The organism is Nitrincola tapanii (assembly GCF_008368715.1).
GTDB classification, from domain to species: Bacteria; Pseudomonadota; Gammaproteobacteria; order Pseudomonadales; family Balneatricaceae; genus Nitrincola; species Nitrincola tapanii.
This window is the reverse complement of the sequence record NZ_SMRS01000005.1, coordinates 110,958-128,663: the sequence shown is the minus strand read 5'-3', so window position 1 is coordinate 128,663 and position 17,706 is coordinate 110,958. Positions and strand designations below refer to the sequence as shown.

General features: G+C 50.3%; 13 protein-coding genes and 4 tRNA genes. 2 read left to right on the top strand and 15 right to left on the bottom strand.

Going from position 1 to position 17,706, the window contains the following annotated elements:
• Window positions 1-53: 53 nt before the first annotated feature.
• Window positions 54-1,151: a TRAP transporter substrate-binding protein gene (locus E1H14_RS07690; protein ID WP_200834061.1), complete on the top strand. Its 1,098-nt coding sequence runs from the start codon at window positions 54-56 to the stop codon at window positions 1,149-1,151.
• Between the two features lie 81 nt (window positions 1,152-1,232).
• Here the strand turns inward: E1H14_RS07690 and E1H14_RS07685 are convergent, their stop codons facing one another.
• The 15 genes from E1H14_RS07685 to E1H14_RS07615 form a co-directional block, all read right to left on the bottom strand.
• Window positions 1,233-2,534 (bottom strand): sodium ion-translocating decarboxylase subunit beta, encoded by a 1,302-nt coding sequence (locus tag E1H14_RS07685; protein WP_149390875.1) that lies wholly within the window; start codon window positions 2,532-2,534, stop codon window positions 1,233-1,235.
• Between the two features lie 12 nt (window positions 2,535-2,546).
• Window positions 2,547-4,340 (bottom strand): sodium-extruding oxaloacetate decarboxylase subunit alpha, encoded by a 1,794-nt coding sequence (gene oadA / locus E1H14_RS07680; protein ID WP_149390874.1) that lies wholly within the window; start codon window positions 4,338-4,340, stop codon window positions 2,547-2,549.
• A 33-nt stretch (window positions 4,341-4,373) separates the two neighbouring features.
• Window positions 4,374-4,628 (bottom strand): OadG family protein, encoded by a 255-nt coding sequence (locus E1H14_RS07675; RefSeq protein ID WP_149390873.1) that lies wholly within the window; start codon window positions 4,626-4,628, stop codon window positions 4,374-4,376.
• 450 nt (window positions 4,629-5,078) lie between these two features.
• Window positions 5,079-5,155: transfer RNA gene (locus tag E1H14_RS07670), tRNA-Arg, on the bottom strand.
• A 40-nt stretch (window positions 5,156-5,195) separates the two neighbouring features.
• Window positions 5,196-5,272 (bottom strand) — tRNA-Arg (locus E1H14_RS07665).
• A gap of 29 nt (window positions 5,273-5,301) precedes the next feature.
• Window positions 5,302-5,378: transfer RNA gene (locus E1H14_RS07660), tRNA-Arg, on the bottom strand.
• 12 nt (window positions 5,379-5,390) lie between these two features.
• Window positions 5,391-5,480, bottom strand: a tRNA-Ser gene (locus E1H14_RS07655).
• Window positions 5,481-5,539: 59 nt separating this feature from the next.
• Window positions 5,540-5,728, bottom strand: coding sequence for a carbon storage regulator CsrA (csrA, locus tag E1H14_RS07650; protein WP_149390872.1), 189 nt, complete (start codon window positions 5,726-5,728; stop codon window positions 5,540-5,542).
• 55 nt (window positions 5,729-5,783) lie between these two features.
• Window positions 5,784-7,019, bottom strand: coding sequence for an aspartate kinase (locus E1H14_RS07645; protein ID WP_149390871.1), 1,236 nt, complete (start codon window positions 7,017-7,019; stop codon window positions 5,784-5,786).
• Between the two features lie 41 nt (window positions 7,020-7,060).
• Window positions 7,061-9,664 carry an alanine--tRNA ligase gene (gene alaS / locus E1H14_RS07640; protein WP_149391002.1) on the bottom strand — a complete coding sequence of 868 codons (2,604 nt, stop codon included), beginning with the start codon at window positions 9,662-9,664 and terminating at the stop codon, window positions 7,061-7,063.
• A gap of 141 nt (window positions 9,665-9,805) precedes the next feature.
• Window positions 9,806-10,279: a regulatory protein RecX gene (locus E1H14_RS07635; RefSeq protein ID WP_149390870.1), complete on the bottom strand. Its 474-nt coding sequence runs from the start codon at window positions 10,277-10,279 to the stop codon at window positions 9,806-9,808.
• A gap of 57 nt (window positions 10,280-10,336) precedes the next feature.
• Window positions 10,337-11,383, bottom strand: coding sequence for a recombinase RecA (gene recA / locus E1H14_RS07630; protein ID WP_149390869.1), 1,047 nt, complete (start codon window positions 11,381-11,383; stop codon window positions 10,337-10,339).
• 62 nt (window positions 11,384-11,445) lie between these two features.
• Window positions 11,446-11,949 (bottom strand): CinA family protein, encoded by a 504-nt coding sequence (locus E1H14_RS07625; protein ID WP_149390868.1) that lies wholly within the window; start codon window positions 11,947-11,949, stop codon window positions 11,446-11,448.
• 51 nt (window positions 11,950-12,000) lie between these two features.
• The gene (locus E1H14_RS07620; RefSeq protein ID WP_149390867.1) at window positions 12,001-13,230 is read right to left on the bottom strand and encodes an EAL and HDOD domain-containing protein; all 1,230 of its coding nucleotides are present in this window, start codon (window positions 13,228-13,230) and stop codon (window positions 12,001-12,003) included.
• Window positions 13,231-13,304: 74 nt separating this feature from the next.
• On the bottom strand, window positions 13,305-14,852 hold the full coding sequence (locus E1H14_RS07615; RefSeq protein ID WP_149390866.1) for a GGDEF domain-containing protein: 1,548 nt from the start codon (window positions 14,850-14,852) through the stop codon (window positions 13,305-13,307).
• Window positions 14,853-15,075: 223 nt separating this feature from the next.
• Here E1H14_RS07615 and mutS point away from each other — a divergent pair, with 223 nt between their 5' ends.
• Window positions 15,076-17,688, top strand: coding sequence for a DNA mismatch repair protein MutS (gene mutS / locus E1H14_RS07610; protein WP_407670242.1), 2,613 nt, complete (start codon window positions 15,076-15,078; stop codon window positions 17,686-17,688).
• The last annotated feature ends 18 nt before the right edge of the window (window positions 17,689-17,706 follow it).

The window sequence follows — 17,706 nt, the reverse complement described above, 5'->3', positions numbered from 1 at the left end:
CACCCTGGTAGCCTTTTTGCGTTTTTGTCTCCGATCACACAGGATATTTTTGCATGATGAAACGCCGCAGTTTTATTAAAGGTGCCGCGCTAGGAGCCGGTTTAGCCGCCGGTAGCAGCGTTGCCCCCGCCCTCGCACAAACACGTATCACTTGGCGCATGGTCACCACCTGGCCGAAAAACTTCCCGGGTTTAGGCACGGGTGCTCAGCGCTTGGCTGATCGCATCACGCAAATGTCCGGTGGCCGACTCACCATTCAGGTTTTCTCCGCTGGTGAGCTGGTGCCCGCCTTAGGGACCTTTGATGCCGTAATAGAAGGCTCGGCGGAAATGAGCCATGGTGCCGCTTATTACTGGCAAAACAAAAGTCGTGCCACCGCTTTTTTCACCGGTGTTCCCTACGGCATGACCTCCCGCGAACTGGCGGCCTGGATTCGTTATATGGGCGGGCAGGAGATCTGGGATGAGGTCTATGATCAGTTTGGTGTGAAAGGCTTCCTGTCCGGTGATACCGGAACACAAGCCGGTGGTTGGTTCCGCAAGCCTCTAGAGAGTCTAGAGGATATTAAGGGGCTGCGCTTTCGAACCCCAGGTTTAGGTGGACAGGTTTGGCAGAAACTGGGAGCGACTGTGGTGAATATGGCGGGGGGCGAAATCTATGCGGCGCTTCAATCTGGTGCGTTAGATGCCGCTGAGTTTGTCGGCCCTTATAACGATTTAGCCCTAGGCTTTCATCAGGTCTGCAAGGATTATTACTTTCCAAGCTTCATCGAACCAGGCTTAGCCACTGAACTGGTCGTGAACAAGGCAAAATTCTCAGCTCTGCCCAAAGACCTGCAGCAGATAGTCGAGACGGCTTGTCAGGCGGAGTATGACCAAGTAGCTTCTGAGTTTTATGCCAACGACCCCATCGCCTTAAAAACACTGGTTGAACAACATGGTGTCCGCTTACATCGTTTCCCAGATGAAATACTAGAAGCCGGTGCTTTAGCCGCTCACGAAATTCTGCAGGAGCTGCGTGCGAGTGGAGATGCCCTGACCCAGAAAACAGCAGACAGTTTTACCTCCGCACTGTCTATTCTGCGCACCCGCACTGAGCAGGTCGATCAAGCCTTCTTAGCCGCCCGCGAGAAGTTCTTTCAACTGGATTAACCCAAACCTTATCTTTATCTACTCGCTCTTAAATTAAAAAAGCCGGCACAATGCCGGCTTTTTAGGTTGAACGTTGCGGGATTAGCCCACAAACTTAATCATAACCCCTGCAGCAACAGCGGAGCCGATAACCCCGGCGACGTTTGGTCCCATCGCATGCATCAACAAGAAATTCTGAGGGTTAGCCTCAAGACCTAGCTTATTGGATACACGTGCAGCCATAGGTACAGCGGAGACCCCAGCCGAACCAATTAACGGGTTGATCGCATTGCCACCCATCAACTTGTTCATCAACTTGGCCATCAACACCCCAGCAGCCGTGCCCACTGCGAAGGCGACGATCCCCAGCAGCATGATGCCCAGTGTCTGCATATCCAAGAACTTATCCGCACTCAGCTTGGAGCCGACAGATAAACCCAAGAAAATGGTCACGATGTTGATCAAGGCATTCTGAGCGGTGTCACTGAGACGATCGACCACACCGCACTCACGCATCAGGTTACCGAAGCAGAACATTCCCAACAGCGGAGCGGCATCTGGCAGCAACAAGGCCACTAGCACCAGTAGCGACAAGGGGAACAGGATCTTCTCCAGTTTCGAAACATGACGCAGCTGACTCATCACGATCTTACGCTCGGCCTGAGTCGTCAGCAGACGCATGATCGGCGGCTGTACCATTGGTACCAACGCCATATAGGCATAGGCCGATACCGCAATGGCGCCCAAAAGATGCGGAGCCAACATAGTTGAAACATAGATCGCCGTCGGACCATCAGCGCCCCCGATGATACCGATTGCAGCGGCCTCACGTAGAGAGAAGTCCATGACGCCCATCGCCGTCAAGGCCACAGCACCCAGAACGGTTGCAAAGATACCAAATTGAGCTGCGGCTCCGAGGAACAGGGTGCGAGGATTAGCCAAAAGTGGGCCAAAGTCCGTCATCGCACCAACACCCATGAAAATAATCAGAGGTGCCGCACCGGAGGCAACGGCAATATTGTAAAAGTTGTACAACATGCCATTGTTATAGCCCGCATCCTGGGCAACTAGGGAAGCCGCAGCATGCGTTGAAGCATTCGAGTCATAGTACAAATGTTTCAAATGATCTGGATCTAAGGAGCTACTCCCCAAAACGACCGCTAGATCTCTCAGCACATCTGCTGACGCGAAGTACAAAGCGTTCTCTACCGCCGAAAATGCCATCCCGGCCTGGGGAATGTTCGCTAACACCCCAGCAAAACCGATCGGCAACAACAAAAGTGGCTCAAACTTTTTATGGATGGCCAAATAGAGCAACATCAAACCCACCAGAATCATAATCATCTGACCGATACTGAGGTTGTAGGCTCCGGAGGCGTACCAAATATTTAATAGCTTTTCCATGTAGCGCCCCTATCAAGCCAGCGTCAGCAGAGAATCGCCAACCTGGACAGAGTCACCTTCCTTAACATCCACAGAAACAACGGTACCTGAACGTGCGGCACGCACTTCAGTCTCCATTTTCATGGCTTCAAGGATGACCAGCACATCACCTTCGTTGACTTGCTGTCCAACCGACACTTGAACCTTCCAAATGTTACCGGCCAGAGGCGCGCCCACAGGCTCACCACTTCCAGCAACCGGCGCTGGGGCAGCGGCTACAGGTGCAGCCGCTTTAACGGCAGAAACATCGCCACCTTCGCTGACCTGAACCACATAGCTCTGGCCATTCACAGTGATGGTATAAACTTCAGATCCAGACATAGCTTTCTTCTCTTTAGACGGGGTAGCGGGAACGGCAGCCTCAGCACTAGGTGCTGGTTCAAACGCATCAGGATTGCCGCGATTTTGCAAAAACTTCAAACCGATTTGCGGGAAAAGCGCGTAAGTAAGCACGTCATCAATGGTTTTTTCACCACTTTCTAAACAGATACCTTTTTCTTGCGCCAGGTTCGCCAGCTCAGCATTCAGTTTATCCATTTCAGGCTGCAGCAGATCGGCAGGACGGCAGGTGATCGGCTCATCTCCATTTAAAACGCGTTGCTGTAATTCAGCATTGTAAGGTGCCGGTGCCGCACCGTACTCGCCGCGCAAAATGGCCTGAACTTCTTTGGAAATAGTTTTATAACGCTCACCCATCAGGACGTTAATCACGGCCTGAGTCCCGACGATTTGTGAGGTAGGCGTGACCAATGGAATCAGACCTAGATCTTCACGCACCTTAGGGATCTCGGCCAGCACTTCATCAAACTTGTCTGCCGCGCCCTGCTCTTTTAGCTGACTCTCCATGTTCGTCAACATACCACCTGGCACCTGTGCCAAGAGGATCCGGGAATCAGTACCGCGCAAAGAACCTTCAAATTTGGCATACTTCTTCCGCACTTCACGGAAATAAGCCGCAATCTCTTCTAACAACTCAAGATTCAGACCGGTATCACGCTCCTGACCCGCTAAAGCCGCAACAACCGTTTCCGTTGCGGTATGGCCATAGGTCATCGACATCGAAGAAATGGACGTATCCACACGGTCGATACCCGCTTCAATCGCCTTCAGCAACGTCATATCCGCCAGTCCAGAGGTCGCATGCGATTGCAGCTGCACTTCCAGATCGGTCTGAGCTTTTAAGCGTGAAACCAGATTAAAGGCATCATAGGGCGTGAGGATACCGGACATATCCTTGATAAAGATGGAGTCAGCACCCATATCTTCAAGGGTTCTCGCATAGTCCACCCAAGTATCCAGCGTGTGCACGCGACTGGTGGTATAAGACAGAGTACCCTGAGCATGTTTACCACATGCCTTAACCGCTTTGATCGCCGCTTCCAAGTTACGTGGGTCGTTCATGGCATCAAAAATTCGGAACACGTCGACACCATTGGTTGCCGCACGCTCCACAAACCTAGCCACCACATCATCCGCATAGTGGCGATAACCCAGCAAGTTCTGACCACGTAACAGCATCTGCTGAGGTGTGTTAGGCATCGCCGCTTTTAATTCACGAATACGTACCCAAGGATCTTCGCCCAAATAACGGATACAAGCATCAAAAGTTGCGCCGCCCCAGCTTTCCATTGACCAGTAACCCACCTGATCCAATTTCGCCGCAATTGGCAACATATCGTCTAAGCGCATTCGCGTTGCGAGGAGGGATTGATGGCCGTCACGCAGAACGAGTTCTGTGATGCCAAGCGGTTTCTTTGCGTCTGACATGAGATAACCTTTTTCTCTGAAACTTAAATTTGATTACTGACCATCACGATCAGAACGGAATTTACGGATGGCTGCTGTCATCACAGCGACCAACTCAGCATCATTCTGAGCCGGCTGTGCAGCAGACGGAGATCGGGTTACAGCAGGCTTCGCAACCGGTGCCGGCTCAAAGCGCATCACCAAGCGTGACATGAGACTGGTTACAAAAACCAGAAGGGTTAGAAAGACAATGACAAACCCCATACCGAAAACCATCAAGGACAAGCCTTCGGCGATTAGATCGTCCATAAAATACTCCTGCATGATCTGAAACAGGTTGAAGATCTGCCGGCGGCTTTTGGCCACTGCACTGTTTAGCCGGGTTAGGCAAACATAGAGACACTCAGCAGATACATATTGTTTTTGTTCTCTTTGGCATTAAAGCGGATTTGCCAACGACGAACAATATGGGAAAGTATTTAAACTGAATTTATTCTAGCCAGCAACATTGTCGACAACTTGTAGTTTTTTTACAAAAAATACAATCTATACAGCTATCACCATGCCTGCGCCTGCATCACTGCTGACAAAACCAAGCTAGACTTAAGAATAATAGCTAATTCCGACCCCATCCTGCACAGATTGTCGACAATTTTCAGCTCAAGCAAAAAACGACCGAAAATCGGACCTGCGCATTTGGCGCGAAATGTAAATCAGAAGATGATGTGAATTAAGTAATCGAAAAATCAGAGGATTCAATGGCGCGCCCGAGAGGATTCGAACCTCTGACCGCCTGGTTCGTAGCCAGGTACTCTATCCAGCTGAGCTACGGGCGCATTATTGAACTTTGTACAGATATGCAGATGCATAAAGATATGGCGCGCCCGAGAGGATTCGAACCTCTGACCGCCTGGTTCGTAGCCAGGTACTCTATCCAGCTGAGCTACGGGCGCACATCATGAGCCGTTGTTTGTTTTGCTGTTGGCGCGCCCGAGAGGATTCGAACCTCTGACCGCCTGGTTCGTAGCCAGGTACTCTATCCAGCTGAGCTACGGGCGCTTACAACAAAAGTGGCGGTGAGTGAGGGATTCGAACCCTCGATAGAGTTTCCCCTATACGCCCTTAGCAGGGGCGCGCCTTCAGCCACTCGGCCAACTCACCTAACAACGGCGCATATACTACAAGGAAGATTTCCTAATTAAAAGAAAAATTTAAAAAAATTATTCTTTTTCCTGACCTTCCACTTTTTCACGCTGGATTCGCTGATAAATCTCTTCACGATGAACAGATACATCTTTCGGCGCATTCACACCAATACGAACCTGGTTTCCTTTCACGCCTAAAACCGTGACAGTGACATCATCACCGACCATGAGGGTTTCGCCTACGCGTCGAGTTAAAATCAGCATATGGGTCTCCTATTTCCTTGTTATTGCTGATTGGATCACCTAGGTGACCTTTGTCTCACTCTGAGACAGTATCGGTTGCATCCAGATTGAACGCAGAGTGCAGAGCACGTACGGCCAACTCCAGGTACTTCTCTGCAATCACAACTGATACTTTAATTTCAGATGTCGAGATCATCTGAATATTAATATTTTCATTCGCCAGCGCATCAAACATCTGGCTAGCCACACCTGCATGTGAGCGCATACCCACACCTACAATCGAGACCTTAGCAATTTTGTTGTTACCGCTACACTCACGCGCACCTAACTCAACGACAACCTGATCTAGGATTTTACGCGCTTTTTCGAAGTCATTACGATGCACAGTGAAGGTAAAATCGGTTGTTTTATCTTCTGCAACGTTCTGCACAATCATATCGACTTCGATATTCGCGCGGCTGATTGGGCCGAGAATACGTGAGGCCACACCCGGCAGATCCGGTACGCCGATCACAGTCAATTTTGCTTCATCACGGTTAAAGGCTATGCCAGAAATCACCGGTTTTTCCACAGTCTCTTCATCCTCTGTTGTAATCAATGTACCCGGACCCTCTACCATGCTAGAGAGTACACGCAAAGGCACCTTGTACTTCCCAGCAAACTCTACGCTGCGGATCTGCAGAACTTTAGAGCCGAGGCTGGCCATTTCCAGCATCTCTTCAAAGGTAATTTTTTCCAAACGTTGTGCCGACTCCACAACACGTGGATCGGTGGTATAAACCCCATCCACGTCTGTGTAAATTTGGCACTCATCTGCCTTAAGCGCTGCAGCCAGAGCCACCCCTGTAGTATCCGAACCACCACGTCCCAGCGTTGTGATATTGCCTTCCGGGTCCATCCCCTGGAAACCTGCAACCACCACCACACGCCCTTGATCCAGATCAGCGCGCATCTTGTCAGTCTCAATATCCTGAATTCTGGCTTTAGTATAGGCGCTATCTGTCAGAATCTTGACCTGTGCACCGGTATAAGAACGCGCGGCGACACCACGTTTCTCCAAGGCCATACACAACAGGGCGATTGTCACCTGCTCACCGGTTGAAACCAGCACATCCATTTCACGTGGATTGGGTTCATCTGAAATGGCTTTTGCCAAGCCAATCAAGCGGTTGGTTTCACCACTCATCGCCGACAGCACGACCACTACATCATCCCCACGATCTCGGAAGCTCTTCACTTTGTCCGCAACCGCTTCGATACGTTCAATCGAACCTACCGAGGTACCACCGTACTTTTGTACGTACAATGCCATTTCATTTTTCTCCTGGAGCGTCCCGTTAAAGGACTAACCTTTTAATTCAAACTGGCACTCGCCACCCACTCAGGGACCGCCTGCAAGGCTTTGGGAATCGCACTAATATCTTGACCACCGCCCTGCGCCATATCCGCACGACCACCGCCCTTACCCCCTAAGAGGGCTGACAGTTCACGCACCAAATTCCCAGCTGAGAGATGCGCCGTCAGATCCGCCGTGACACCGGCGACCAAACTGACCTTCCCTTCATCTGCAGCCAAGAGCACCACAACACCACTACCAATCTTGTTTTTCAATTGATCTAGCAGATCACGCAAGCCTTTGACATCTACACCCTCAACTTGAGTCGCTAGAACACGCACACCCTGCACCTCAACCGCCTGAGCTAGAAGATCGCCGCTTTGCGCAGAAGCCAATTTTGCCGACAAACGCTCTAACTCTTTTTCCAAAGAACGATTACGCTCAGCCAAGGACTTCACTTTATCCATCAAGGTGGCGCGTGAGCCTTTTAACAAGGCCGCTATTTCACTCACGAGCTGATCGGTTTCCACAATCGTTTGCAAGGCGCTCTCACCTGCTGCGGCTTCGATACGACGTACGCCCGATGCAATGCCTCCTTCTGAAAGAATGCGGAAAACACCGAGATCTCCTGTACGTTGTGCATGAGTACCTCCACATAACTCCATCGAGAAGTCCCCCCCCATGCTCAAAACTCGCACTTCATCGTCGTACTTTTCACCAAACAGAGCCATCGCTCCGCGAGCACGCGCTTCATCGATCGGCATCAATTCAGTAGCAACCGGACTATTGAGACGAATCTGCTGGTTAACCAGGGCTTCGATTTGACTCAGCTCTTCAGCGCTCACCGCCTCAAAGTGAGAGAAATCAAAGCGTAAACGCTCGGCATTCACCAAGGAACCACGCTGTTGCACATGCTCACCGAGCACCTGACGCAAAGCGGCATGCAGAAGATGTGTCGCGGAGTGGTTCAGCGCCGTTGCTTGACGACGCGCTTGATCCACTTCGGTGACCAGGCTGTCACCCACTTTAATCACACCTTCATTGACCTGGCCATGATGCAAATGATGCTTACCCTCTTTAGTGCAGTCCTGCACCTGAAAGAGGCCACGATCCCAACGTAACATCCCCTGATCACCGGCCTGACCACCCGATTCAGCATAAAAGGTCGTGGACTCTAAAACCACCACACCCGCTTCACCTGCGCTGAGCTGATGCACCTTTTCACCTTTTGCGCTTAGCAGGGCCACCACCTGACTACGCCCCTCTAGGGCATCGTAGCCGTTAAAGCGTGTCTGGCCTTCAAGATCCAACTGATCGTTATAATCGACATTAAACTGACCGGCCGCACGCGCACGTTCGCGCTGCTGCGCCATTTCGGTTTCAAAACCTTCCATATCCAGCGTCAAACCCTGCTCACGCGCGACATCAGCGGTCAGGTCAACAGGGAAACCGTAGGTGTCATAAAGACGAAATACCGTTTCACCAGCAATGACCTGCCCTTCCAACTCGGCGATTGCCTGCTCCAGAATCGCCATTCCATGTTCCAGGGTGCGCGCAAACTGCTCTTCCTCTTTTAACAGAACCTTGGTGATTTGCGCTTGCTGCAGGCGCAGTTCAGGATACGCATCCCCCATCACCTCAGCCAAAGTGGCTACCAGCTGATGGAAAAAAGCCTGCTTAGCGCCTAATTTGTTACCGTGACGTATCGCACGACGAATAATACGACGCAGAACATAACCTCGCCCTTCATTGGAGGGCAGCACACCATCGAGAATCAGGAAGCTGGAAGAACGAATATGGTCAGCAATAACTCGTAAGGATTTATTATTCAGCTGATCGGTACCGACTGCCGCCGCAGCGGCTTGCAGCAATGCTTGGAAGAGATCAATTTCATAATTGCTGTGTACCTGCTGCATCACAGCCGCAATACGCTCTAAGCCCATGCCGGTATCCACAGATGGCTTGGGCAAAGGTGTCATCTGCCCATCCGCAGAGCGGTTGTATTGCATAAAAACGATGTTCCAGATTTCGATGTAACGATCACCGTCATCATCTGGACTGCCTGGAGGACCACCGGCAACATCCGGGCCATGATCAAAGAAAATTTCCGTGCAAGGACCACAAGGGCCTGTATCACCCATTGACCAGAAGTTATCTTCATCCAGTTTAGAGAAGCGAGTTGGGTCAATTCCCATACCCTCTTTCCAGATGCGCTCTGCTTCATCATCACTGTGATGAACCGTTACCCACAAACGCTCTTTCGGCAGTTGCAGCACTTCGGTTAAAAAGGTCCAGGCAAAACGAATCGCATCCTGCTTGAAGTAATCGCCGAAGCTAAAATTACCCAGCATTTCAAAGAAGGTGTGATGACGCGCAGTATAACCCACGTTTTCCAGATCGTTATGTTTACCACCGGCACGCACACAGCGCTGCGAACTGGTCGCACGGCTATAAGGACGTTTGTCCGTTCCCAGAAATACATCCTTAAACTGCACCATCCCCGCATTGGTGAATAGCAAGGTTGGATCATTGCCGGGAATTAATGGACTGGAAGCAACAACGCTATGTCCTTGTTGCTCAAAGAAATCAAGGAAAGCCTGTCGTATCTGCGCACTTGTCATGTATTTCATAGTATCGATCCGCTGCCTGGTACGGTTCAGAAAATGACCGCATAGTATATAGATAATCGATAAAATGTACGATATTTTTCGTTTTTCTAGCCCTAGAGTGCGCTCAATTTTTATGGGCTAAAACGGATGGATCTAATCGAACTCAGCTTCAGAGTCCAAATGCTTCAGCGCCTCTCTGACCTGATCGTAACTAAATCCGGCATTGAGTAGGCTGCGCATACGTTTAGCCTGCTCTTCGCGACTGGGCGCGAGCATTTCTCCATATTTACGTCGATACAAAGCTGCTGCAAGCTCCGGCCAGTTCGGGTTCGCGGCCAAGATTTCCTGATCCACCCGCTCGCGCGCAATCCCTTTTTGTCGCAACTCATAACGAATACGCTGCTCTCCTTGATACTGTTGCAGGCGATTACGTATCCACACCTCGGCAAACCGCTGATCACTTTGATAACCAGCTTCACTCAGATGATCCAATACTTCCTCAACAACATCCTTAGACGCAAAACGACTCAAACGTTGCATAAGTTCAGCATAAGAGTACTCACGCCGAGCCAACAGACGTAGTGCGCGCTCTTGTAAAGATTTGGCGTCGTCCTGAGACTTTTTCAAACTCCAGGCTCCATAAACAAAACAGGGCCTTACGGCCCTATTTAAGTCAAACAAAAATTAATCTAGATCCAGCTCCGCTTCGGTGGCAATATCCGCATCCGCACTCACGGATACCCCGGATACCAACAACCGCTTACGAATCTCAGCTTCAATCTCCTGCGCGATTTCAGGATGCTCTTCCAGATACTTCGCTGCATTCGCCTTACCCTGCCCAATCTTGTCACCTTTATAGGCATACCAAGCACCGGACTTATCCACTAAACCTTCCTTAACGCCCAGATCAATCACTTCGCCCATGTGGTAAATGCCACTACCATACATGATCTGGAACTCAGCCTGTTTAAAGGGGGGCGAAACCTTGTTCTTGACGACCTTGACGCGTGTTTCGTTACCGATCACTTCATCACCCTGCTTCACCGATCCAATACGACGGATATCCAGGCGTACAGACGCATAGAACTTCAACGCATTACCGCCTGTTGTGGTTTCTGGGGAACCAAACATAACGCCAATCTTCATGCGTATCTGGTTAATAAAGATCAGCAAACACCCAGCATTTTTGACACTGCCTGTTAATTTTCGCAGCGCTTGAGACATTAAACGTGCCTGCAAGCCAACATGGGAGTCTCCCATATCCCCTTCAATTTCCGCCTTAGGCGTCAGTGCCGCCACCGAGTCCACAACAATGACATCCACGGCATTGGAGCGCACCAACATATCGGTGATCTCCAAAGCCTGCTCACCGGTATCCGGCTGAGACATCAACAGATCATCAACATTAACGCCTAATTTCTCGGCATAAATCGGATCCAAGGCATGCTCGGCATCCACAAAAGCACAGGTTTTACCCTGTTTCTGAGCTTCAGCAATCACTTGCAGGGTGAGAGTAGTTTTACCAGAAGATTCAGGGCCATAGATCTCAACAATACGACCATAAGGCAACCCACCCAAACCCAGAGCGATATCCAACCCTAAGGAGCCGGTAGAAACACTTGGGATCACCTCGCGGGGCTGATCACCCATACGCATGACCGCACCCTTGCCAAACTGGCGTTCAATTTGTGACAGAGCCGCATCCAATGCTTTCTTTCTGTTTTCGTCCATTGTGAACCTCCAAGTCTGAGCCGTTACGCGAAATAATTACTGTATATCTGAACAGTATTATTTCAGATTTTCTTAGGATTGCAAGTTAAGCTCGGCAGATAGTCTAAAATTCCTTGCAACGCCGCCTGTACCGCCTGCTCACGAACAGCCTGACGATCTCCCTGAAAATGATAGAGTTGCGCCTGGGTCGGTTGACCTTTTACGGCCCAAGCCAACCAAACTGTACCCACAGGTTTCTCAGGTGTGCCGCCGTCTGGTCCTGCTACACCACTGATTGCGACACTGATTTCACTCTCGGTCAACCTTCTCACTCCATCTGCCATCGCCACTACCACCTCTTGGCTGACCGCTCCAACCCGTTCAAACAACGCTGAATCCACACCCAGCATCTTGGTTTTGGCCGCATTGGAATAGGTGACACAACCGCCTTCAAACCAGGCTGATGAACCTGGAATGGCCGTCATAAGCTGCGCCACCCAGCCTCCGGTACAGCTTTCCGCACAACTCATCTTTGCTTGAGCAGCTTGGAGCGCAGCAGCAACTTCTTGAGCCTTGTTCAGCAACATAGCTATCCCACATACATTCGAAAAGATGACCAATAGATCAACAGTTAAAGACTAAATCTCAATGCCGGTCAGAATCTGGTTCGACCACTGCCGACTTTCTAAAAAATAGCGATTGAGCTTATCAATCACCCTCGTATTCAAGCTCCCCATACGGGCTTGTTCAAAGGCTTGCACCAGTTTCAATACTCGCCCTAGGTCGCCCTCTTGTGTCAATAAAGCGCGCTTAATCTCATCACTCAAGGGCAGCTCCGAACAGAGCGCGGGCAGGTCTTGGTTCAACAATACGTCGGCCATGGATAGCAGGCCTGTCATAAATGCCGCTTCTGAACTGAGCTTAAACTCATTAACCGCGATCTGTTGGCACATCGCCGCGCGCGTTAAGGTCTGTGGCAACAAGAGCAGATTACTCGGGTCATCATTAGCCAAAATCAGGGTCGTCACTAAGGTCCGCATGCGCACCTCACCGAGCAGTAAAATCGCTTGGCGCAGGCTAGTAATTTCATTCACGCGGCGGTGTAACGGTGAGTTGATCATGCGCAATAAGCGGATACACAGATGTGGATCCTGAGCAATAAGCTCTTCTAGAATACGCAAATCCGTGTCGGTTTTCTGCAGCTCAGCCAGAAGCTGAAGCTGAGCGTTTTGATTACCGGCTCGCTTAAGTGCCGTTGAGCGTTTAATCTCCGGGCGGGCATAAAAATAGCCCTGAAACAACTCAAAGCCCTGTTCAACACAGTGTTGATAAGTGGCAAAATCCTCTACCTTTTCCGCCAAGAGTGTTAAGCCTTGTCCTCGATAAAGATCGAGATCACCTAGCTGGGGAGGCGCCTCCAACATATCCAGCTTGATAATATCGGCTAATTCTAGGAGAGGTCTTGTCTTGGCCGTCAAAACAAAATCATCCAGTGCTAGGGTGTATCCACGCGCTTTCACCTCTTCCAGCGCTTGAATAACTTCACCATCCCCTTCCACGGTTTCCAAAACTTCAATCACGACCTGCTGCGGATCCGGTGGCAAAAGGTCTGGCTGTAACAACCAATCTCGCGGTGCGTTAAAAAAGAGTTTACGCTGACCACACAGAGCTTCGACACCCGCCTCATAAAAAGCCGCGTTACACACTCTTGCCGTGGCTCTGATTGGATCCTCGATGATCGCACCCCTGGCTTGAACCGAGGCTCGATAAAGCAGCTCATCCGCAACATGACGTAATTGAGCGTCACAGATCGGCTGAAGAGCAATGCAATAACCCGCAGAATCGGTCTGAGTGAGGTTTTCGGACATAGCTTCCTTGTTGATTTAGAATCCTAAACTTAGATCTTTAGATGGCTTTCCATTCAAAGATAGATTTAAAGATATCATTTTTCACTCATGCAAATACGATTTCTTCCTGAATGTTTGGCGGCATATAGCGCTCGATCCGCCCGTTCAAATAGGGCTTCGGGTGACTCCTGCGCCTGAATCTGCGCCACCCCCAACGACAGTGTAATCTGCACGGGCTGCCCCTGAAAATTAAATGGGCTCTGCGCGACGGCCTGCCTCAGCTTTTCTGCAGCTCGACTGGCTGCCTGCGCCTCAGTTGAAGGCATCAGGATCACAAACTCCTCTCCCCCAAAACGTGCCACAAAATCAGCTTGGCGCAGGTGGGTCTTCAAAACACGCGCTATCAGACGCAGAACCTTATCCCCAGCCAGATGACCATAGTTATCGTTTATTCGTTTAAAGAAGTCGATATCCGCTATCAAGAGGGAGAAGACCGTTCCATAACGCTGAAAACGCTCATACTCTTTGGCCAATTCAACATTATAGGCAAAACGGTTAGCCAGATGAGTGAGCGGGTCAATATGCGACTGCTTGTGTGCGGCCTCAGCCTGTTTGCGAAACTCGGCCGACTCCTGCTCCATTTCGCTCATACGCAAATGGAGTGTTTGATGTTCTTTTTTTAATGCCTCATAACGTTGATCTTCCGCCTGTTTGCGTTCGTTCATCGTTTTAACAATGCTCACCAGCTGAGCTTTAACATCTCGTTTTAATTCGTCAAGACTCTCACTATGGCGAACGCTATGATGAATGCGCTGCACATCAACTCGTACCGTTTGATCGAGGAGATTATTGCGTTGCCGATGTGTTGCTTCGATGCTTTCAGCACTGGCCAAGAAGCTTTGTAGATGTGCTAACTGCTCATTGAGGCCAATCAGGTATTCCTGAATCTCCTGCTGTGCCCCCCCTCCGGATAAACGTGCGAGTTCGGCCAGCTCCTGAGCGCACTCTTCTAGATCAGCAAAACTGGGGGCAGTTTCCAAACGCTGAATCAAACGCTGCACACGAGCTCCTTGCTCTGTCGGCACACTCAAACACTCTAAGCATTTTAATAATTGTTCTGCTAGACGAGCGGCTAACACCTCTTGATCTGAAGGTAACGAACTCTGAGTGAGTGAAAGAGCAGAAGCTGTCGGAAGGATTTGCTTTTGCAATATCAACAAGCTTTCCACCATGCCAGGCAACGCATGACAAGCCTCTACTTCGGTGTCCAGCTTGGAAGATAGGGTTACCAAGGTGGTTTGTTGTATTGGCGTTTGCTCCCAGAGCTGTAAAAACTCTATCCACTCACGCAACTGCACCAGCATGGCTTGTGCTTGCTGTGCTCGTGCTTCATCGAGACTGCGGATATATTTTTCTGTCTCACGCAGCAGCGCAAGGTGTGCCGGCGCAGGTCCTTGGTGTAACGCCGAGGTCAGTTGCCCTAATAACCGATCTAACTCTGGAATTTGACCGTGCACCGCTAAACTTAACTGCATAGCTAGACTGCGAATCTGTTCCGACAAATTCAACCCTTGTTTTTCGCAGGCCTCCAGCTCGCGTGCCAAAGCACGATATTTTTCACGCCAATCTTCAGTATTTGTCATCTTTGACTGTCTATCCTAGTGCGCACCAACCAAGGGGTTGAGTTGAAAATCTTTGACTAGATTCCAACCTTTGTCAGAATTAAACAATAGGGCCAAAGGACTAGCCCTTTTGATGCACTGTCTGCACATCCCATTTTTACCCTTTCATCTCTTATCTATTTTTAAAAAAGCGGGTTTGTTATTCTTTTCGTCCTTTTTGCTGTTACTTCTTATTTTGTGAATCATGATGGTCAAGCCAGTCGAAACCCAGGATAGCTTTGCTTCCCATACCCCGATGATGCAACAGTATTTACGCATCAAAGCACAGCATCCTCATCAGCTAGTGTTCTATCGAATGGGGGATTTTTACGAGCTCTTTTACGAAGATGCCCGTAAAGCCTCGCGCCTTCTCGACATTTCACTCACCGCACGTGGCAAATCTGCGGGGGATCCGATTCCGATGGCAGGTGTCCCCTTTCACGCAGCTGAAGGCTATATTGCACGCCTCGTACGCCAAGGTGAATCCGTGGTCATCTGTGAACAAGTAGGGGATCCAGCAACCAGCAAGGGGCCGATGGAACGTGAAGTGGCGCGCATTGTGACACCGGGCACCTTAACGGATGAAGCTTTTCTGGATGAGCGCCGTGATAATCTTTTAGTGGCCGTGCATCAACAAGGGCAAGCACTAGGTTTGGCGCAAATGGATCTCAGCAGCGGTCGTTTTAGTGTCTTAGAGTTAGATTCTGAAGAAGCATTTTTAGCCGAGTTGGAGCGCTTACAACCGGCTGAACTTCTCTGTTCTGAAGATTCAGCACTCAGCCAGCTTTTAGGCAAGCGCAAAGGGTTACGTCTACAAGCCCCCTGGCTGTTTGATTTTGCGCAAGCACAGCAGAGCCTCTGCCAACATTTTCAAGTGAAAAATCTAATAGGTTTTGGTTGCCAAGATCTCGAGGCCGCCATCACAGCCGCCGGTTGTCTTTTACACTATGCACGCGAAACGCAACGCAACCAGCTCCCGCATCTACGCCGACTCAGCCTTGAACAAAAAGATGAAGCGCTGCTGCTTGATGCGGCCACGCGGCGCAACCTGGAGTTAGATCTGAATCTACAGGGCGGACGTGAAAACACTCTCGCGGAGATTCTCGATCACTGTCAAACCCCCATGGGCAGCCGTCTACTTAAGCGCTGGCTACACCGACCTTTGCGCGACCTAGAAAGATTGACACTTCGCCAAGAGGCTGTGCGCTGTTTGTTGGAGGATGGACGGCACATACAACTGGCTCCCTTAATCAAACCGGCCGGTGATTGTGAGCGTATTCTATCGCGGGTCGCTCTCGGCTCCGCCCGCCCTCGTGATTTAGAACGCCTGCGCGCCGCTTTGCAAACGTTGCCACAGCTGCAAAGTGCTCTCAGAACTTGTACAGTCGATCGGATTCAACAACTCAGCCAAGAGATCGCAGAATTTCCGGAATTATGTCAGTTACTTGAGGAGGCCATTCTTGACACCCCCCCCGTGGTGATTCGTGAAGGCGGCGTGATTCGTCCGGGTTATGATGCTGAGCTCGATGAGCTGCGCGGCCTGAGTGAAAACGCAGGGGAGTATCTGCTGGCATTAGAGCAAAGAGAAAAAGAGCGTAGCGGAATTCCCAGTCTGAAGGTGGGCTATAATCGTGTGCATGGTTATTACATCGAACTCAGCCGCAGCCAAACTCAAGAGTTACCTGCTGACTATATCCGTCGCCAAACGTTAAAAAACGCTGAGCGTTATATAACACCCGAGCTCAAGGCTTTCGAAGATAAAGCCCTGAGCGCCAAAAGTCGTGCTTTAGCACGCGAAAAACTCCTGTATGAAGAGTTGTTAACGCGCTTAGCTGAAGACCTAGGCCCATTGCAGATGTGTGCCGCTGCTCTAGCCGAATTAGATCTACTGAACACTTTAGCGGAAAGAGCCGAAACACTCGACTATGTTGCTCCCCATCTCAGCCTAGAGCCTGGCATCTGGATTCAAGGGGGACGCCATCCCGTCGTCGAGCGCGTAACGCAACAACCCTTTGTTGCCAACGACCTCAAGCTCGACTCAACACGACGCATGCTGATTATTACCGGCCCAAACATGGGGGGTAAATCCACCTATATGCGGCAAATAGCCTTAATCACCCTGATGGCACAAATTGGCAGTTACGTGCCGGCCCGCAGCGCCCACATCGGTCTAGTGGATCGTATCTTTACGCGTATGGGTTCATCCGATGATTTAGCCGGTGGCCGCTCAACCTTTATGGTGGAGATGCATGAAACCGCTAACATTCTGAACAACGCAACGGCCCAAAGCCTAGTGCTCATGGATGAGGTTGGGCGCGGCACCAGCACCTTTGATGGCTTATCCCTAGCCTGGTCATGCGCGGAACATCTAGCACGGCGAGTCCAAGCTTTTGTGTTATTTGCCACCCATTACTTTGAATTAACTAGCCTACCCGACAACCTAGAAGGGGTGTTTAATGTCCACCTCACGGCCCTAGAGCATCAAGATCACATCATTTTTATGCATGAAGTGCGTGAAGGACCAGCCAGCCAAAGTTATGGTTTGCAAGTCGCGCGTTTGGCCGGTGTGCCTACTGAAGTGATTGAACAAGCACAGAAGCGTTTATACGAGCTGGAGAATCAGGCCAAACAGTCAGCCACCGTGACGCTCGAATCTGCCCCCCACTCACCAACCCTCACACCGCTCCAATCTGATCTGTTTATCGAAGCAGATCACTCGAAACTCAAACATGCGCTTGCTGAAGTGAACCCGGATGAGTTAACACCGAAAAAAGCCCTTGAACTCATCTATGAACTCAAGGACTTATTAAAAAACTAGGAATGTAGACTGAAGAGG

Coding starts and splice junctions, on each gene's coding strand:
- E1H14_RS07690 (WP_200834061.1), top strand. CDS start 54: ATGATGAAACGCCGCAGTTTTATTAAAGGTGCCGCGCTAGGAGCCGGT.
- E1H14_RS07685 (WP_149390875.1), bottom strand. CDS start 2,534: ATGGAAAAGCTATTAAATATTTGGTACGCCTCCGGAGCCTACAACCTC.
- oadA (WP_149390874.1), bottom strand. CDS start 4,340: ATGTCAGACGCAAAGAAACCGCTTGGCATCACAGAACTCGTTCTGCGT.
- E1H14_RS07675 (WP_149390873.1), bottom strand. CDS start 4,628: ATGGACGATCTAATCGCCGAAGGCTTGTCCTTGATGGTTTTCGGTATG.
- csrA (WP_149390872.1), bottom strand. CDS start 5,728: ATGCTGATTTTAACTCGACGCGTAGGCGAAACCCTCATGGTCGGTGAT.
- E1H14_RS07645 (WP_149390871.1), bottom strand. CDS start 7,019: ATGGCATTGTACGTACAAAAGTACGGTGGTACCTCGGTAGGTTCGATT.
- alaS (WP_149391002.1), bottom strand. CDS start 9,664: ATGACAAGTGCGCAGATACGACAGGCTTTCCTTGATTTCTTTGAGCAA.
- recA (WP_149390869.1), bottom strand. CDS start 11,383: ATGGACGAAAACAGAAAGAAAGCATTGGATGCGGCTCTGTCACAAATT.
- E1H14_RS07625 (WP_149390868.1), bottom strand. CDS start 11,949: ATGTTGCTGAACAAGGCTCAAGAAGTTGCTGCTGCGCTCCAAGCTGCT.
- E1H14_RS07620 (WP_149390867.1), bottom strand. CDS start 13,230: ATGTCCGAAAACCTCACTCAGACCGATTCTGCGGGTTATTGCATTGCT.
- E1H14_RS07615 (WP_149390866.1), bottom strand. CDS start 14,852: ATGACAAATACTGAAGATTGGCGTGAAAAATATCGTGCTTTGGCACGC.
- mutS (WP_407670242.1), top strand. CDS start 15,076: ATGATGGTCAAGCCAGTCGAAACCCAGGATAGCTTTGCTTCCCATACC.